This window comes from Candidatus Pelagibacter sp. HIMB1593, from assembly GCF_052047755.1.
Lineage (GTDB): Bacteria > Pseudomonadota > Alphaproteobacteria > Pelagibacterales > Pelagibacteraceae > Pelagibacter.
On the sequence record NZ_JBNAJK010000001.1, the window covers coordinates 1,124,452 to 1,143,205 of the forward strand.

General features: G+C 32.1%; 16 protein-coding genes. 9 read left to right on the forward strand and 7 right to left on the reverse strand.

The genetic code is table 11. The features are described from left to right. Nucleotide 1 precedes the first annotated feature (1 nt). On the reverse strand, nt 2-1,120 hold the full coding sequence (gene ald, locus ACTTA0_RS05995) for an alanine dehydrogenase (protein WP_440676433.1): 1,119 nt from the start codon (nt 1,118-1,120) through the stop codon (nt 2-4). 30 nt (nt 1,121-1,150) lie between these two features. Further along, on the reverse strand, nt 1,151-2,497 hold the full coding sequence (locus ACTTA0_RS06000; RefSeq protein WP_075505902.1) for an aspartate aminotransferase family protein: 1,347 nt from the start codon (nt 2,495-2,497) through the stop codon (nt 1,151-1,153). Nucleotides 2,498-2,700: 203 nt separating this feature from the next. Here ACTTA0_RS06000 and ACTTA0_RS06005 point away from each other — a divergent pair, with 203 nt between their 5' ends. The 3 genes from ACTTA0_RS06005 (at nt 2,701) to ACTTA0_RS06015 (ending at nt 6,451) form a co-directional block, all read left to right on the forward strand. After that, on the forward strand, nt 2,701-3,642 hold the full coding sequence (locus ACTTA0_RS06005; protein WP_440614218.1) for an ABC transporter substrate-binding protein: 942 nt from the start codon (nt 2,701-2,703) through the stop codon (nt 3,640-3,642). An 86-nt stretch (nt 3,643-3,728) separates the two neighbouring features. Further along, nucleotides 3,729-4,526, forward strand: coding sequence for an ABC transporter ATP-binding protein (locus tag ACTTA0_RS06010; RefSeq protein WP_262590519.1), 798 nt, complete (start codon nt 3,729-3,731; stop codon nt 4,524-4,526). Continuing rightward, nucleotides 4,526-6,451, forward strand: coding sequence for an ABC transporter permease (locus tag ACTTA0_RS06015; RefSeq protein ID WP_440676434.1), 1,926 nt, complete (start codon nt 4,526-4,528; stop codon nt 6,449-6,451). The genes ACTTA0_RS06010 and ACTTA0_RS06015 overlap by 1 nt, the downstream gene beginning before the upstream one ends. An 18-nt stretch (nt 6,452-6,469) precedes the next feature. Here the strand turns inward: ACTTA0_RS06015 and ACTTA0_RS06020 are convergent, their stop codons facing one another. From ACTTA0_RS06020 to ACTTA0_RS06030, 3 genes are all read right to left on the reverse strand, one after another. After that, nucleotides 6,470-6,979 carry a TRAP transporter small permease gene (locus ACTTA0_RS06020; RefSeq protein WP_440676435.1) on the reverse strand — a complete coding sequence of 170 codons (510 nt, stop codon included), beginning with the start codon at nt 6,977-6,979 and terminating at the stop codon, nt 6,470-6,472. After that, a complete protein-coding gene (locus ACTTA0_RS06025; RefSeq protein WP_440633518.1) occupies nt 6,979-8,262 on the reverse strand; it encodes a TRAP transporter large permease in 1,284 nt (427 codons plus the stop codon). The genes ACTTA0_RS06020 and ACTTA0_RS06025 overlap by 1 nt, the downstream gene beginning before the upstream one ends. 90 nt (nt 8,263-8,352) lie before the next feature. Next, nucleotides 8,353-9,393 (reverse strand): TRAP transporter substrate-binding protein, encoded by a 1,041-nt coding sequence (locus ACTTA0_RS06030; protein WP_440614214.1) that lies wholly within the window; start codon nt 9,391-9,393, stop codon nt 8,353-8,355. A gap of 224 nt (nt 9,394-9,617) precedes the next feature. On the opposite strand from ACTTA0_RS06030, the gene ACTTA0_RS06035 reads away from it, so the two are divergent. The 3 genes from ACTTA0_RS06035 to ACTTA0_RS06045 are packed head-to-tail and all read left to right on the forward strand — an operon-like array spanning nt 9,618 to nt 13,277. Then, nucleotides 9,618-11,105: an aldehyde dehydrogenase gene (locus ACTTA0_RS06035; protein ID WP_440634456.1), complete on the forward strand. Its 1,488-nt coding sequence runs from the start codon at nt 9,618-9,620 to the stop codon at nt 11,103-11,105. A 3-nt stretch (nt 11,106-11,108) separates the two neighbouring features. Beyond that, nucleotides 11,109-12,263, forward strand: coding sequence for an epoxide hydrolase family protein (locus ACTTA0_RS06040; protein ID WP_440676436.1), 1,155 nt, complete (start codon nt 11,109-11,111; stop codon nt 12,261-12,263). Beyond that, complete coding sequence (locus ACTTA0_RS06045; RefSeq protein ID WP_440676437.1) at nt 12,264-13,277, forward strand: Ldh family oxidoreductase; 1,014 nt, start codon at nt 12,264-12,266, stop codon at nt 13,275-13,277. On the opposite strand, the gene ACTTA0_RS06050 is transcribed toward ACTTA0_RS06045, so the two are convergent. After that, nucleotides 13,257-13,454: a hypothetical protein gene (locus tag ACTTA0_RS06050; RefSeq protein WP_440651552.1), complete on the reverse strand. Its 198-nt coding sequence runs from the start codon at nt 13,452-13,454 to the stop codon at nt 13,257-13,259. The two genes, ACTTA0_RS06045 and ACTTA0_RS06050, sit on opposite strands and share 21 nt — an antisense overlap. A gap of 114 nt (nt 13,455-13,568) precedes the next feature. Here ACTTA0_RS06050 and ACTTA0_RS06055 point away from each other — a divergent pair, with 114 nt between their 5' ends. After that, the gene (locus ACTTA0_RS06055) at nt 13,569-14,525 is read left to right on the forward strand and encodes a MarR family transcriptional regulator (RefSeq protein WP_440676438.1); all 957 of its coding nucleotides are present in this window, start codon (nt 13,569-13,571) and stop codon (nt 14,523-14,525) included. Here the strand turns inward: ACTTA0_RS06055 and ACTTA0_RS06060 are convergent. Next, complete coding sequence (locus tag ACTTA0_RS06060) at nt 14,518-15,366, reverse strand: bile acid:sodium symporter family protein (RefSeq protein ID WP_440676439.1); 849 nt, start codon at nt 15,364-15,366, stop codon at nt 14,518-14,520. The two genes, ACTTA0_RS06055 and ACTTA0_RS06060, sit on opposite strands and share 8 nt — an antisense overlap. 144 nt (nt 15,367-15,510) lie before the next feature. On the opposite strand from ACTTA0_RS06060, the gene ACTTA0_RS06065 reads away from it, so the two are divergent. Beyond that, complete coding sequence (locus ACTTA0_RS06065) at nt 15,511-16,548, forward strand: ABC transporter substrate-binding protein (RefSeq protein ID WP_440676440.1); 1,038 nt, start codon at nt 15,511-15,513, stop codon at nt 16,546-16,548. Nucleotides 16,549-16,560: 12 nt separating this feature from the next. Continuing rightward, nucleotides 16,561-18,753, forward strand: a complete 2,193-nt coding sequence (locus ACTTA0_RS06070) for an ABC transporter permease (RefSeq protein WP_440676441.1) — start codon at nt 16,561-16,563, stop codon at nt 18,751-18,753. Nucleotide 18,754 lies beyond the last annotated feature (1 nt).

Sequence of the window (18,754 nt, forward strand, 5' to 3'; positions counted from 1 at the left end):
ACTAATGTTTGACAGCTTCTCCTGGATCTACAAAGTTGTGACCAAATACATCTGCAACTGCCTTATAAGTAACCATTCCTTTATGAACATTTAATCCAGCTAAAAAGTTTTTATCTTCACTTAGTGCTTTTTGATAACCATTGTTAGCAAGTTTAACTAGATAAGGTAACGTTGCATTGTTTAACGCTAATGTTGAAGTTCTTGGAACTCCACCCGGCATATTTGCTACACAATAATGAACAACATCATCAACGATATAAGTTGGTTCACCGTGAGTAGTTGGTTTGCTTGTTTCAACACATCCCCCTTGATCAATTGCAACATCAACTATAACAGATCCTCTTTTCATACTTTTGATCATGTCTTTAGTAACTAATTTTGGAGCTTCAGCACCTGGAATTAAAACTCCTCCAACTAATAAGTCTGCTTCAGAAACTAATTTTGGAAGATCAATTTTGTCACTTTGTTCAGGAATAATTTTGTCACCAAACATCTCCACTAATTGTTTTAATCTAGCCTCTGATTTATCAACGATATGAACTTTAGCTTGCATTCCTGTTGCAATAACTGCAGCGTTTTCACCCACAACACCACCGCCTAAAATTACAACAGTTCCACCGGTTACACCTGGAGCACCACCTAACAAAAGTCCTCTTCCACTTTGATTTTTTTCTAAACAATGAGCACCAGCTTGAACAGACATTCTACCTGCAACTGCACTCATTGGCGCTAACAATGGTAATCTACCATTATCATCTGTTACTGTCTCATAAGCAATGTTAACACTTTTTGATTTAATTAATCCTTCAGTTAATTCTTTCGCTGCAGCTAAATGAAGATATGTGTAAACAATTTGATTTTCTCTAATCATATCAACCTCAACTTTTTGAGGCTCTTTAACCTTAACAATTATGTCTGCATCATTAAAAATATCAGCTGCAGTGCTTGCTATTTTTGCACCTGCATTTGTATATTGTTCATTTTCAAATCCAGCTTCAAAACCAGCATTGTTTTCAACAATAACTTCGTGACCTTCAGAAACTAAAGTTTTAACACTCTCTGGTGTTAACCCTATTCTATTTTCTTGAGGTTTTATCTCCTTAGGTACGCCTATCTTCATAAGCACTCTCCATGTCTTTAATTAAACTAATTAGTTCTTTTGGTTTTTTTGATAGTTCGTAATACCTGTTCTTAGTTTATCAATAATCTCATCTATATGTTTTTCTTCACATATAAATTGAGGAGCGATAATTAGACAGTCACCAGTTGCTTTGAAGTTCACACCTGCTTCATAACAAGCTTTAAAACATTCATAACCTGCTTTACCTGGTTTAGTATTCATTTTCATATCAATACCACCCATCATTCCATAACCTCTTATGTTTTCAACAGACTCTAAATCTTGAAGAGAAAATAATCCTTTTTGGAAATAAGGTGCTAAATTTTTTGCCCTGTTAAAAATATCTTCTTTTTCAAAAATATCTTGAACAGCTAAACCTGCAGCTACTGCAACTGGAATTCCTGAATAAGTGTAACCATGAAATAATTCAACAGATCCCATTGGAGAAGCATCCATTACTGCATCGTAAATTTCATCTTTACATGCAACTACACCCATTGGAACAACACCATTAGTTGTTGCTTTAGCCATAGTCATCAAATCTGGAGTAACACCAAATTCATGACTTGCAAAAGAAGAACCTGTTCTTCCCCAACCTGTTATTACTTCATCAAATATTAAAAGAATTCCATGCTTGTCACAAATTTCTCTTAATCTTTGTAAATATCCTTTTGGTGGAACTAAAGTTCCAGTAGATCCAGCAATTGGTTCTACGATACAAGCTGCAATATTTTCTGGTCCAAAGTTACTTGCAATTCTTTCTAAATCATCTGCAAGATCTCCTCCTGTTTCAGGTTGACCACTAACAAATTTATGTTCTGGTAAATGTGTGTGTCTCATATGTTGAACACCTGGCATTAAAATGCTTGCAAATGTTTTAACATTATTGATCATTCCACCAACTGAAACACATCCAATGTTCATTCCGTGATAACCTCTTTCACGTCCTACAAATCTAAATCTATGAGCATTTCCTTTTGCTCTATGATAAGCAATTGCAATTTTAATTGCAGTCTCAACAGCAGTTGAACCACAAATTGTAAAAAACATTTTATTTAAATCACCTGGAGTGTGTTTTGAAATTTTTGTAGCTAATTCAAATGAACCACCAAAACCTTGTTGAAAAGGTTGAGCATAATCTAAAGTCTCTAATTGTTTAGTAACTGCTTCTGTAATTTCTCTTCTTCCATGTCCTAAAGGATTACAAAATAATCCTGAGCTCGCATCAATTTGTGTTTTTCCATGGTGAGTTTTTAAATAAACTCCTTTTGCTTCAGTAATTAATCTTGGGTTTGCTTTAAAATCTTTATTCGATGTAAACGGCATCCAATGTTCATTTAATGAATTTGGAACTGAAGTTCTTGTCTCTGAGCTCATAAATTTTTTTTCTCTCTTTATTAACTGTTATAAATATTCCCAACTATTAGACTAAATCAATTGGTTTGCTAGAAATATTTTGACCACCTAAAATGATGCGTCATAAGTATACAACTTTTAATTGAACCTATCTTTTTGTTTTACAACCACCTAAAATTGAATTTAAATAACGATAATTTAATTAAATTAACATAGGGGAATAAATGAAAAAAATACTAAGTTTTATTCTAGGATCTATTTTTGCTCTTAACCTTTCAATTTCAGTTGCAAACTCTGCAGCTACTGAAGTTAGAGTTGCATACTTTCTAGAATGGCCAAGTCCAAATCTAGAGGACATGCAGAAGAAAAATTTTGCAAAAGCTCTTGGTGTACCAGTTAAGTGGACAAACTTCACTAACGGTGGAGCTATGACTGATGCAATGTTAGCAGGAGATATTGATATTTCTTACTCACAAGGTTTAGTACCCTTCATCAATGCTGTAAAATCAAATGCACCACTTAAGTTAGTGGATATTGCTATGGAATACGGAATGGGTGGAACTACTTGTGTAACATCAAATGCATCTGGAATTACAAAAGCTAACGCTACTGAATTAGAAGGTAAAAAAGTTGCTGTTCCACTTGGAACAATGGCTGAATACGTTTTTGATGAAAGTATGAAAGTTGTTGGTGCTGACAGAAGTAAAATGGATATCATTCAAATGGACCCTGAAGAAGGTGCTGCTGCATTAGTAAGTGGTGATGTTGTTATGGCATGTTTATTTGGTGGTAACTCTATTAAAGCAGCAACTGCAGTTGGTTCAAGATTATTAACTGTAGATGAAGCAAGAGCTGCTGGTATCTTAGGTATAGATATCACATCTGTTACAGATAAATTCATGAAAGAAAATCCAGGAATGCTAAGAACTTTCATCGAAGTAACTCACGAAGCAAACGACAGATACAGATCAGGTAAATCTGATATGAATGCTATGTCAAAAGCTTCTGAAATGACTGTTGCTGACATGAAAGAAACTTTAAGTGGATTTAAATTCTTAACTCCAGAAGAAACTAAAGCTTCTATGGAGAGCGGAAACCTAGATGGGTTCTTAAAAGGAATGGGAACTCCAGCAGGTAACGTAGACACAAGTTTCTTACCTTTATAATTTTAAAGGTTTAAGACTTTTTAAATAGGCACTGATTTAAAAATTAGTGCCTATTTTTTTTAAAAAATTTCTAATATAAGGGCGCTATGAGTGATCTTGTTTCTCAAAATCTAAATATGATTTTTAAAACTCCAAAAGGAGAAACAGTTCATGCATTAAAAGATGTTAGCTTTACTCTAAAAAAAGGAGAACTACTTACTGTTCTTGGCCCATCTGGTTGTGGAAAAACAACTTTATTAAATATTACTGCTGGATTTTTAAGACCGACTTCTGGAAAAATTACTTTAAACGATAATGAAATAGATGGACCTGGTGTTGAACGAGGAATGGTGTTTCAACAAGGTGCTTTGTTTGAATGGTTAACAGTTGCTGAAAACGTAAACTTTGGTCTTCGTATGAAAAGTGAAGATCCAGAAGTAACAGCAAAAAAAGTTGAAGAATGGTTAGATATAGTTGGACTAAAAGGATTTGGCAACACTCCTACTTATCAATTATCAGGTGGTATGCAGCAAAGGGTTGCGCTTGCACGATGTTTAATAAATGATCCTGATTTAATTTTAATGGACGAGCCATTGGGTGCTTTAGATGCATTAACAAGAGAAAAGATGCAGTCTTTAGTTTTAAAAATTTGGAAAGAAACTGGAAAAACAATTATTTTAATTACTCATTCTGTTGAAGAAGCTCTTTTACTTGGTGAAAGATTATATGTCATGGCACCAAGACCTGGAAGAATACATAAAGAGTATAATCTTCCATTTGCTGAAATGGGTCTTACTCAAGATTTAAGAGAAATTAAAAAAAATAAAGAATTTTCATCTACTAGAGAAGAAATTTTATCCATGATCTGGAATATGGAAGAAGAAATAATGGGGAAAGATAATTAATGTTAACCCAATTTGTAACAATATTAATTATCGTTTCTGTCATTGGCTGTATTCTTTATGGAAGAAGATTAATCAGAACTGAAAAAGTAGATGCTGTTTTTGGTAATCCAGAAAGAGCTAAAGGTGGAACGCACTGGGTAATTGTTGGAAGTAGTGCAATCTTAATGCTCTGGCTTTATTATTCATGGGATATTGCAAAAGGTTTTTATCCAAAATCAGCAAATGAATTATGTCAGGTTGCTAAAATTAATGAGTCGTTATTAGGTTTAAAATATCAGTTCCCTATTGAAGAAAGAGAATTCAAAAGTACATCCATTATTAAAATTGAAAATAAAAATCTTATAAAAATTGCAAATGAAATAAAAGGATCTCCAGATCTAAATGATCAACAAAAAACAATTCTTGTAAGCTACATTGATAGAACTTCTAAATTAATTCCACTGTTAACAAGTGAAGAATTAATGGAAATGGATACCAAAATTAAACTTCAAGAAATAACGGAAGAAATAAAACTTCTAAGTTCAAACTTTCAAAAGAAAGATTATCCCTTTGAGACAGATGCACAAAAAACTGAAAGACAAAAACTTATTGATGAACAAGGTGGCTGGGGAATTACTACAATAGATTCTGGAAGTGGGTCTATTGAAAATACAATTGAAATACCAACTGCACCTCAAACAAATAAAGGTTTAAAATTTCATGCAGCTGCAGCAGAATTAAAAAAAATTGACGACAAATTTTTCAAATTAAAAAATCATAATCCACCTTTCAAAAGCTCAATTAAACAACTTAAAGATGATATAAAAGCTTACAGAAAAGGTTTAGATGATAGTGAAGAAATAGCATCTGACTATGCAAAAAATATTGTTAAAATTGCAAGAAGAATAGAGTTTGCAAGTATCTATCCTCCTAATGCATTAAATGAAATGCAAGCAGCAATTATTGAGTTTGATGAGTTACAAAATAAAGAACAAGCTGGATTAAGATTAATCGATATACTTTTATTTCCTGCTGGAACAATTGTAGCAAGTGGACCTACTTGTTCGGAGCAAGGCTCAGGTAGATGGTTACCTAAACCATCTGATACATTTAATAAGTTTGTATTGATGTCTAAACCAAGTGTTGGATACAAAAATGTTCCTCTTTTATGGATTGAAATGGTTGATGTTAGTAAAATGATTGGCTTCGTTTTACCAGATTGGATAGCTGATATCTTGCCTGGTGATTATCCAGTTCATACAAAAGATGGGATAGTTAAAGAGAACTTTAAAAGCAATGTTTTAAAAGTTGTTACTGGTGACTTTAAATTATTCAAAGTTCCTGTTCCATACGGTCACATCTGGGATTCATTCATGCGTGTGTTTTTAGGATTAGTGTTTGGAATTATTATTGGTGTTCCTCTTGGTTTATTTATGGGTCTTAATAGATTTGCAAAAGGTTTCTTTGATCCATTAATTGAACTTTATAGACCGGTTCCCCCACTTGCTTGGGCTCCATTAATTATTTCTGTACTTGGAATTGATAACTCTGGAAAAATATTTTTATTATTTATGGTCTCTTTATCTATTATGATTATTTCAGCAAGAGCTGGAGCATCAGGAACTCAATTATCTAAAATTCATGCTGCACACTCATTAGGAGCTACAAAAAAACAAATTTTAAGATATGTAATTTTCCCAAATTCTCTTCCAGAAATTTTAACTGGAATTAGGGTTGCGGTTGGTATGTGTTGGGGAACATTGGTTGCAGCAGAATTTTTAGCTGGAACAACTGGTATTGGTTTCGTTGAAAACGTTGCTAAAAAATATTTCCAGTATGAAGTTATTTGGATAACAATATTTATTATGGGTCTTCTTGGTTTATTATTCGATGTAACTTTAAGAAAAATAATTGATAAAACTATACCTTGGAGAGGTAAAGGTTAATTGTCTTTTAATTAAAAGTTAGACTTTTTTAATTAAACTTATTGCAGCACCAAAGGTAGTTAAAAATCCAGCTAATGGTAGAATTGCAACTGCATATTTTTTAGGCATATAATTAGGTTTGAACTCAATACCTTGCATACTAATTTCAAAATACCACATTTCCCAATATTTCCCTCTCATACCCTCTACAAGTTCAATTCCATAAATTATTAAGACAATACCGATAATCATAATCATAACTTTCCAGAACTGACGAATATATAAGGAAACACGCTCAGGTAATTTTTCATAGATTAAATTTAAAGCTACATGTTCATTGTCTCTAGCTGTCAAAGAAAGTGCTATAAACATCAACCAAATATTACTTAATACTGTAAGTAGATCTCCCCATACAGGAGGATTATTAAAAACATATCTCATCGTAACGTTATAAAGAGTAAAGCCAACCATCGCCGCCAAAAATATTGAACACATTGCTTCAAGTATCCTATGAACAAAACGATCAATACTATTTAAAAATTTCATCATTAATTACTTAATAGGTTTGGAAGAAACATTGTTAATTCAGGAACAACTAATATAAAAAATAAAAGTAAAAAAAGTCCAACTAAGTAAGGAATTAAAGCAACAGCTACTTTTTCTAAACGAACTTGTGCTATTGTTGCAGATGTAAAATACGCAACGCCAACTGGTGGTGTAACTGACCCAATTAAAAACCCTACTATTACAACGATTGCAGCTTGTACCTCTGGAAAACCTGCTTGAGACATAACATTCACAAGTACTGGGCCAACAATGATAATGTTTACTGCTGAGTCCATTACGGTTCCAAGAAGAAAAATAAACAATATTAATGCTAAAATAAATAATATTGGAGAATCCGCTAAACCTAAAAGCCAAGTTTCAAGGTCACCAATTGCTCCAAGTGAGGTAAGTAACCAACTAAAAGGTCCTGAAGCAGCTATAATGATAAAAACCATTGCTGAATTACGGAATGCTCTACGAAAAGCACCAGTACAATCTTTCCATTTGATAGTTCGGTAAACAAATACACCAGTAAACAAAGCAACTAAAGCAGTGATAGCACCTGCCTCAACAACCGATGCGACACCTCCCATCACCGAACCTACTAATACTAAAGGTATTAAAAGAGCAAATGAAGAACGATACAATTCTTTACCAGCTCGACGAACTGAGAACGGCTGATCACTACGCTCGAAATTATATTTAACTGCAAAGTAATGATTGATTACCATTATAACAACACCAATCAAAATACCTGGAACAATCCCAGCTGCAAATAAAGATGCAATTGAAATTTCAGTTGCGTTAGCAAGAACGATCATCATGATACTGGGTGGAATAATTCCTCCTATTGTGGAACTTACACCTGTAACCGCAGCTGAAAATGCTGCAGGATAACCAGCTTTCTTCATAGCTGGTAAAACTAACGCTCCAACAGTTGCAGTATCTGCTACAACAGAACCATTCATGCCTGCAAAAAACATACTCACAAGAACATTAACTTGAGCCAACCCTCCTCTTATACGACCAATTAATGCTCTACTTAAAGCAACTAAACGGTCAGTAATTGTTGCACTTGTCATCAGCTCACCTGTTAACATAAAGAATGCAATGGCAGTCAATGGAACCGAGTCTATAGCGGTAAACATTTGACTGGGAATTAAAACGAGAGGAACGGCATCTGTTAATAGAATATAAACAAATGGTATGAGTATTAATATAAAGCCAATTGGAGCTCCTAATAAAATTAGCAAAAGGAGTACGACAAGTAAAATAATACTTTCCATAGATCTTTATAAGTTATGATTTTTTTTAGGTAAAGACCATCTAATTCTAAAATAGAACTAAATGGTCTTCACAAAGTTTTAATTGAAGACTTATAGAGCTCCAGCTGCTTCTAACTGAGCTACAAATCCATCCATACCTTGTTCAAGAAGCACTCTTTTAGCAACTTCTGGTTCAAAAGTACCCTTAGCATCTAACCAAGCACCGATTGCACCAGCTCTCCACTTAGTCATTTCTGCTTCTGTTGGAACATACCACTCTTTAGCAGATGCTTTAATTGCATCTTCACCATTTTTAATCCAAGCGTTATCCAACTCGTTTACTTTTTCTCCATAAGCATCAGCTGCTTCATGTAACCATTTTCTTTGTTGGTCAGACAATGCATTGTACTGTTTAGCATCCATCGCTAAGATATTTCCAGACCACATTCCTCCGATCTCAGTGAAATATTTTGCAACTTCATGAAGTTTTGCTACATGCTGCCATGGACTAGCAACATACTGACCTTCAACTACACCTGATTGAAGACCTTGATATAATTGACTCCAGTCATAAGGTGTTGGTGTTGCACCCCAGTTTTTAACTAGCATGAACTCAACTGGACTTTTAGTAGTTCTCCATTTAAGTCCTTTCATATCATCTGGTTCGTGAACAGGTTTTGTTGCATTTCCAAGCTGTCTAAATCCTCCACTTGAATATACAGAAAGGCAAATGTGACCAGCATTTTCAAGAGCTAGTTTACACTGTCTTTCAGCTAACCATTCATCTGATATTCTTTTAGCATCCTCTAATGATTTGAAAATAAAAGGCAAATCGAAAATTGCTAATTCAGGACCAAAGTTACCATAGTTTGCAGTAGAACTAGTCCACAAAGCTATAAGCCCTTGGTTAGCTTGTTCACCACATTTTTGTTCTGCGCATAAGCTTCTTTGGTAGTGAGGTTCAATTTTCATTTTACCTCCAGATGCTTTCTCCATAGCTGGTATTAAAGCCTGATCTATTGCGTCACCAATTGGCATACCCAATCTACCAGTAGTTCCAAGCTTAAGAGTTACTTCTGCATAAGCAGCTTGTGCAAAGAAAATAATTGCAGCCACTTTTATAAGTGTCTTGCTTATTGTTTTAATAAACATTTTATTTATCTCCTCTTAGTTAGTTAAAGTATCAATTTAAATTAATTGAAGCCTAATTAACTTTAAGTTAGAAGTATAGAAAAAAAGTAGTTATTATAAAATTATTTTATAGTGATGCAGTTTTGAATTGTATGATTAATCTTTTTGTAAATCTATTTATTTTAATCTTTAGGAACCTTAGATTAAATTTAATAAATAAAATAAATTCAATATAGGAAAAATTTATGAGTTCAGGTAACAAATATAAAGTAATAGCTAGTAAAATTAAATTTGAAGGAAGAGCATTTATTAATGGTAAATATGTAAATGCTATTGATGGACAAAAATTTGAAACAATTAATCCTGCAACTGGTAAAAAACTTTGTGCTGTTGCAAAATGTAATCATAAGGATGTTGACTTGGCAGTTAAAGTTTCAAGAAAGGCATTTAATAGTGGAGTGTGGTCTAAAAGTTCACCTGAACATCGAAAAGAAGTTTTATTAAAATTTGCTGAATTACTGAGAAAACATGGTGATGAAAATTCAGTTTTAGAATGTATAGACACAGGTAAACTTATTGCTGATTGTATTAATGAAGTTGCAAATGATGCTCCAATGCATTTTCAGTGGTATGGAGAATTAATTGATAAAGTTTTTGGAAAAGTTGGTCCAACAGAGCCATCTATTACTAGTTTAATTGTTAAAGAACCAATTGGTGTTGTTGCTGGAATTGTTCCTTGGAACTTTCCTTTAATGATGGCGGTATGGAAAATGGCCCCAGCACTTGCAGCGGGTTGTTCAGTAATAATTAAACCAGCGGAGGATACACCACTCACAGCTATTAGAGTTGCTCAAATTGCAAAAGAAGCTGGTGTACCGGATGGTGTTTTAAATGTGCTTCCAGGTTATGGCGATGTTGGTGAAGCTTTAGGTCGACATAAAGATGTTGATGCAGTTTCATTTACAGGTTCAACTGAGGTTGGAGGATACTTTTTAAAATACGCAAGTGAAAGTAATTTAAAACCTGTTGCATTAGAAATGGGAGGAAAAAGTCCGTTTATAGTATTAGAAGATGCTAAAATTACTGATGACTTAATAGATAACGCGATGAATTCTGCATTTTGGAATGGTGGACAAAACTGTTCAGCCAATATGAGACAGATAGTTCATAAGAAAGTTAAAGATGAATTTTTACATAAAATTATCAAAAAAGTTAAAAAGTTAAAAGTTGGAGATCCATTAGATCTTAAATCAAATATGGGATCTATGATTTCTAAAGGTCACCTACAAACTGTTGATGGATATATTCAAACAGGTATTGATGAAGGAGCAAAACTTTTATCTGGTGGAGTTTCAAGTAAGAAGCAAAAGGGTTTTTATGCAAAACCAACTTTGTTTGATGGATTAAAAGAAAATATGACTATCGCTCAAGAGGAAATTTTTGGACCTGTGCTTGGAGTGTTAACTGTAAAAAATGATGAAGAAGCTTTGAAAATTGCAAGTAATTCTAAATATGGATTACATGCAAGTGTGTTTACACAAGACATAAACAGAGCATTTCATTTAGCTAAAAGTTTGCCTTGTGGAACTGTGTCAGTGAATACTTTTTCTGAGGGAGATATCAAAACACCTTTTGGGGGATATAAGCAATCAGGCTCATTAAGTAGAGATCAAGGTACTGAAGCTTTAAATTCATTTCTTCAAACGAAAACTATTTGGATAAGTCATAACTAATTGATGATCAAACCATACAAAATAAGTGTGCCCAAAAGCACACTTAATAATATTTACAAAAAAGTAAGAGCCTATCCGTGGAACATGATGCAAAATTTAAATGGATGGGAGTATGGAACTAATTATAATTATTTAAAAAAAATATCTCAATATTGGGTTTCAAAATATAATTGGAAGAAATTTGAAAACAAAATTAATTCTTTTAAAAACTATAAGACTAATGTGGATGGTATAAATCTGCATTTTATTATTGAAAAAAGTAAAAATCCAAAATCTAGACCATTGTTACTTTTGCACGGTTGGCCAGGTAGTGTAATTGAATTTTTTGATATCATTCCAAAGCTTGCTCATCCTGAAAAATATGGTGGAAAAATTGAAGATGGTTTTGATGTCATTGTACCCTCTTTACCAGGATTTGGATTTTCAACTCCGATTAAAAAAGCTTTAGGTCCAAGGAGAATTGGAAAAATTTTAAATAAATTTATGGTCAAAAATTTAGGTCATAAAAATTATATTGTTCAAGGTGGGGATTGGGGGGCGACTATTGCTGCATGGATTGGTCTTGATAGTGCAAAAAATTGTAAGGGAATTCATATTAATTGTTTACCAATCAGACATCCAAAAGGACCAAGAAATAATAAAGAGAAAAAATGGGAAAAAAAATTCAATTTTGATCAAATAATGCAGGAAGGCTACAGAACTCAACAAGCAACAAAGCCACAAAGTTTATCTTATGCAATGATAGATAGTCCGGTCGGAACAGCCGCCTGGATTTTAGAAAAGTTTCACGGTTGGTCACACCTAAATAAAGGGAAGATAGAAAAAACATTTTCAAATGATGAATTAATATCAAACATAATGATCTATATAATAACAAATAGTTTTAATACTGCTGCTTGGATTTATTTTGGAAGAAGAAAAGAAGGCGGCAGATCTTTTCCAAAAAATTTTAAAAAAATAAATGTTCCAACAGCAATAGCAGAATTTCCGAAAGAAATGCTAGAATGGCCTCCAAAATCTTACGTAAACAGAATATTTAATATTAAAAGATGGAAAAAATTTCCTAAAGGTGGTCATTTTGCAGCTTTAGAGGTTCCAAATTTATTAATTAATGATATTAAAAATTTTTTTAACGAAGATTTAAAAATATTCAAATAAGTGAAAACACCCCTATTAAAAAAACAAGTAATTAAGATTTTTCAAAAATTTGGTTTAAGTAAAGATCATGCTTTAATTTCTGCTAATGCTTTAATCAATGCAGAACTAGTTGGTGCTTATGGTCATGGTTTATCAAGACTTAAAATGTATTGTGATCGTATTTCTAAGAAAGTAATTAATCCAAAACCAAAAATAAAAATTAAAAAAATTTCATCTTCTATCTCACATATTGATGCATACAATAGTATTGGATTTGTTGCTGCTGATCTTGGAATAAAAACTGCAATTAAACATGCACAAAAAACAGGAATAGGAATGGTTGCAGTAAAAAATAGTGGTCACTATGGTTTATCAGGTTATTACGCAGAACAAGCGGTTAAGAAAAATTTAATAGCAATGATTTATACAAATGCTCCCCCAGCAGTTGCTCCTCATGGAGCATTGAAAACTTTATTTGGAACTAATCCAATTTGTTTTGGAACCCCTACTGGTTCTAAAATTCCTTTTATTTTAGATACTTCAATCTCAATGATTAACAGAGGTAAAATTAGAGTTGCTGCAAGAAACAATCAAACTATTCCTGCAGGTGTGGCATTAGATAAATTTGGAAAACCAACTACTGATGCAAAAAAAGCATTAGCAGGAGTTCAATTGCCTATTGCTGGATTTAGAGGTTCGGGACTTGCTTGGATGGTAGATATTTTAAGTGGTGTACTAACTGGAGGAAATCATGCAGGTCGAGTTAAAGATCCTTTTGATGATTTTTCAGGACCACAAAATATTGGACATTTATTTATAACGTTTAAAGCAAACTTATTTCAAAAAAATTATAATCAAAGAATTAAAGACAATATTAAAACAATTAAAAAACTTCCTAAGATTAAAGGTGTTAAAGAAATAATGTATCCAGGACAAAACAAATTTAATCGTTTCAAACAAAATCTTAAAAAAGAAATTAATATTCCTGATATTATTAAAAAAGATTTAGAAACTTTAATAAGTAAAAAAAGTTAAAACTCCTAAACAAGCAACAACAGAAGAAACAATGATTGTTCTTTTAACTTTTTCTTTTTTTTTCTCTTCAAGAAGTCTTTGCTTTAGAACATCCACATTCACTCTTTGTGGAGCTTCAATATTTTGAGGGGGGTTCTCAATTTCAACGGATGTTCTATTTAAGCTTTCTGTACTCATAATTTTTAAATACAAAATCATTTAATCATTAATAGTTACATTATTACATATTAGGAATGTCCAAAATGGGTTGACTCTTATTTATGTATTGTCCATATTGGGTTTTTTTAAATCATGAGCACACTACCAAGCATATCTGATGCACTGGATGAAAAAAAGGTTACATCAGTAATCAATAAAAAATTTAATAATTTCGTTCCAGCTTTTTATAAATTTGTATCTGAATGGGTAATTAGTGCTTATTCAAATTTCAAAGACATAGATATGTATATGATCTTGATCTATTTGGTTAATAATAATTTTAAATTTTTTAAAAAAAATGGAATTCAGGTCGATTACAACACCTTTTATAAAGACAAAACTTTAGAAATCGAAGCAATTAAAATAATTGAAATTTCTAGAGATCTTCAAATGCCTAAAGAAAGTGTAAGAAGAAAGATTATTTATCTAGAAAAAATAGGCGTAATTAGACGAACAAGAAAAAAAATTTTTATTGATAGATCTGCTTATGAAACAGTACAGCCAATAAGTGCATTAAAAAATATATCGTATTTGGTATCAATTTCTTCAAAAATTTTAAAACAAGAAAATAAAATTCCAAACTCTTTTTCTTCCAATGAAATAACAGATACTATTAAGAATAATTTCTCATATTGTTGGTACGAATTTTATAAATTTATTTTTTCTTACTTTTTCAGATGGAGAAAAGAAACAAAAGATTTAGAAACATTATGCGTAGCTTTGCTTATAATATCAAATGCATCATCAAGTAAAAATTTTATTATCCAGGATATAGATATTGAAAAGTGGAGAAAGCGAATATCTTATGCAGATACAGTTGGTTTGAATTCCATGTCAATATCAGAGATTACAGGTATTCCAAGACCGACTGTTGTTCGAAAAGTTAATTTTTTAATTAAAAGAGGTTTTGCAAAAATGGATCAAAAAAAATTAATTTCACTTAAAATTGATGAAAAAATTTTTTCAAAAACCCAAAAAATACAAGAACAAACAATAAAAGAAATTTCAGAACTAATTTATAAAATTTTAAATAAAGCTACAATTAACTAGATCTTCTTAAAATATATATAAAAATAAATCCCGTAATATACATGACTAAAGCATAAGCAGCTGTTGGTATCATGTAAGCAACATCATTAAAAATTTGAGATGCAACAAATACTGCTAAAGTTCCATTTTGAAGACCACACTCTAAAGAAATGCATTTTCTCTGAGCAACTCCAGTTGCAAAAACTTTAGCAATATAAAAAGCTAAAATCATCATCACTATATTTAAAATTAAAACCGCTATTCCAGCTTGAGCTAAATAATTAAAAATATTTTCTCTTTCCTCAATCCATATTGCTGCAAATACAATAACAAATAATAAACTAGTAGTTCTATTGACAATGTTAATATTTGAAGAGATAAAATTCTCTGCAAATGCTCTTATAACCATTCCTATAATTACTGGAACAGTTACAACCAGAGCCATTTTAAGTGCAATCCCTGTCATCGTAATATCTGTAGACATTTCAGTAACCCCTAGTATTCCAGCTGAAGTAAAAACTATAAATGGAACTGAAATAATACTAATTAAACTTCCAACAGCTGTTAAAGAAATTGATAAAGCTACATCTCCATCTGCAAACTTGGTCAGAACATTTGATGTAACACCTCCTGGTGCTGCAGCTATAATCATTAAACCTAAGGCTATTTCAATTGGTAATCTTAAAATCAAAACTAATATGTAAGCTACAATTGGTAAAAGAATTAATTGGCAAGTTATTCCAATTAAAAAATCTTTTGGATTTCTAATTACTCTTGTAAAATCTTTAATAGATAAACCAAGTCCAAGACCTAACATAATTAAAGCTAGAGCAATTGGAGCAATTTTTGTAACTATTTCCATATCTACAATTATTAAAATTATATCATGTTAACAAATTTAATAACTAAAATAAAAATTAAACCTGAGGGTGAATTGCTCAATAAAACTAGTGACTTTTATTTCTTATTATTATTTAGTTTCAAAAACTAACTTAAAGAGGAAATTATGAAAAATCTAATTAAGATAGCTTCTATCGTCCTTCTTTTTTCATTAACAATGTTTGGCTTAACAAATAAAGCTTCTGCTGCAAAATTAACTTTATATTGCAGCGTTGAAATTGATGTTTGTGAAATGCTTGAACAAGCTTATGAAAAAGAAACAGGCACAAAAGTTGCTATGACAAGAGCAAGTAGTGGAGAAACTTTTGCAAAAATTAAAGCAGAAGCTTCTAATCCAAAAGGTGATGTTTGGTTTGGTGGAACAGGTGATCCACACTTAACAGCTGCTCAGGAAAATTTAACTGAAAAATATAAATCAAAACACTTTGATGATTTATTGCCAGCAGCACAAAACCAAGCAAAAAATGCTGACTATAAATCTGTAGGGATTTATGTTGGTGCATTAGGTTTTGGATACAACAAAGATCTTTTAGCAAAAAAAGGTCTTCCAGCTCCTAAATCATGGATGGACTTAACAAAACCTATTTACAAAGGTGAAATCCAAGTAGCTAATCCAAATTCATCTGGAACTGCTTACACAACTTTAGCTACAATTCTTCAAATTTTTGGAGAAGATAAAGGTTGGGATTACATGAAGAAACTTCATGCAAATATAAACACTTATACTAAATCTGGTTCTGCTCCAATTAAAGCTACTGGAAGAGGTGAAAACTTAATTGGTATTTGTTTCCAACACGATGGTGTGAAACAAACTAAGAAAGGTTTACCTGTAGTAACTGTTTCTCCTGAAGAAGGAACTGGTTATGAAGTTGGATCAATGAGTATTATTGCTGGTGCAAGAAATATGAAGGAAGCTAAAAAGTTTTATGACTGGGCATTAAGTCCTGCAATACAAACTATGGTGTTCACTTCAGGAAAATCTTTGCAAGTACCATCTAATACTAAAGCAAAAGCTGATCCTGATGCTCCAGATTTATCAACTATAAACTTGATTGATTACAATTTCAAAGTTTATGGAGATAAAGCAACAAGAGCGAGTCTGTTATCTAAGTGGGATAAAGACGTATCTGTAATTCCTAGATAATTTTAGGAATTAATGAGAGGGCTCGTCATTTGTTGGATACTAATTGGTGGAACAGGTTTCTTTCTCTTTCCATGGTATGTAACAGGTGACGGGTTTTTCTCAATCAATTGGATTTTAGAGTATTCTTTAGAAGATTACGGCTCTGCCCTACCTCAAGTTTTTATAAATAAAAAATATTGGTTATTTCCATTAATCTTTCCATTATTTTTGCCTTTAACCACAATTAAATTAAATCAAACCAATCCTCTGTATTCAAAAATATTTTTGTACTCAGGTTTATTTGGTTTCTTTTATTTTTTCTTACAAGGTTTTTCTGTTGGGATAAGAGGATGGAATTATGAAATATTCCAATCAATTTTTGGAGAAGTAGAAAATCAATATGGTATGGGCTCAGGTGCTGTATTAACATGTTGTGCTTTTATATTCTATATTACTCATGGTCTTGCATCTCGTGGCTGGTTAAATGGAGATAATTTCATCGTAGGAAGTATTGGAAGTATAATTATTTTAGTATCTACTTTTGTATTTTTTCCAATATTTAGAATGTTTGGAGTAGCCTTTAAAGGAACTGAAGGTGGTTACGAAATTAGTAATTTTTCAGAAAAGATTTTTAATAAAGGGATATGGGGATTAGATTGTTTATATAGTGATTATGCTTGTGGTGTTTTTTGGAACACTATTACCATGGGTACACTTACAGCTTTTTCATCGACAATTTTAGGTTTAGGTTTTGCTCTTTTAATTGCAAGAACCAGTTTTAAATTTAAAAAAACAGTTAGAATATTATCTGTTTTACCAATCATTACCCCTCCATTTGTAATTGGTTTAGCTATCATAATTTTATTTGGAAGAACTGGTGTTGTAAGTTCGTTTCTTGAATGGGGATTTGATATCGAACCTTCAAGATGGATCTATGGCTTACCAGGGATTTGGTTTGCACAAACTCTTGCTTTCACACCTATTGCATTTTTAGTTTTAATTGGAGTTGTTGAAAGTGTTAGCCCATCAATGGAAGAGGCATCACAAACATTAAGAGCTTCAAAGTGGCAAGTCTTTAAAACTGTTACTTTGCCTTTAATGAGACCAGGAATAGCCAATGCATTTTTACTTGGCTTTATTGAAAGTTTAGCAGACTTTGGAAACCCTTTGGTGCTTGGAGCTGAGTACGATGTTTTATCTACCGAAATATTTTTTGCAATTGTTGGTGCACAATATGATGAAACTAAAGCAGCAATACTTGCTATGATTTTATTGTCTGTTGTCTTAGTTGTATTTTATCTTCAAAATCAGTGGTTAGGAAAAAAATCTTATATTTCAATTTCAGGTAAAGGAGATAGTGGTGTTCATCCTGAGCTACCGAATAAAACAAAATGGGTCATTTATTCAACAGTGCTTCCATGGGCTTTACTAACTTTTATTATCTATGTCATGATTATGTTTGGTGGATTTGTGGAGATGTGGGGCATTGATCATAGCTTTACTTTAAAACATTACATTGAAGCCTTCAGTGTTGAATGGGTAGAAGACAGAGGCTTCTTGTGGACTGGAACTGCGTGGAATTCATTTAATACAACATTTACAATTGCATTGATTTCATCTTTACCAACTGCTGCAATAGGAATTTTAACTGCATATCTTTTAACAAGACATAGATTTAAAGGAAAAAATGCTTTTGAATTTGGTACCATGTTAAGTTTTGCAATACCTGGTAGTGTTATTGGTGTTAGTTATGTTTTTGCTTTTAACGTTCCACCATTAGAGTTAACAGGTACAGGAATTATTTTAGTAATTGCATTTGTATTTAGGAATATGCCAGTTGGTGTAAGAGCTGGAATAGCGGCCATGAACCAACTTGATCCTCATTTAGATGAAGCTTCTTCAACTTTAAATGCATCAAGTGCTCAAACTTTTAGAAATATAATTCTTCCATTGCTTAAACCAGCAATTACGGCTTCATTAGTATTTAGTTTTGTAAGAGCCATGACAGCAATTAGTGCTGTTATATTCTTAGTCAGTGCAAATTACGATCTAGCAGTATCTTATATATTAGGAAGATTAGAAAATAATGACTATGGTTTAGCGATAGTATATTCATCTGCTTTAATTGTAGTAATGTTGTTTACAATTATGTTAATGCAATTAATAATAGGAAAACGTAAACTAGGAAGAAGAGATCAAAACTCATCAATTTTACAGGGAATTTAGA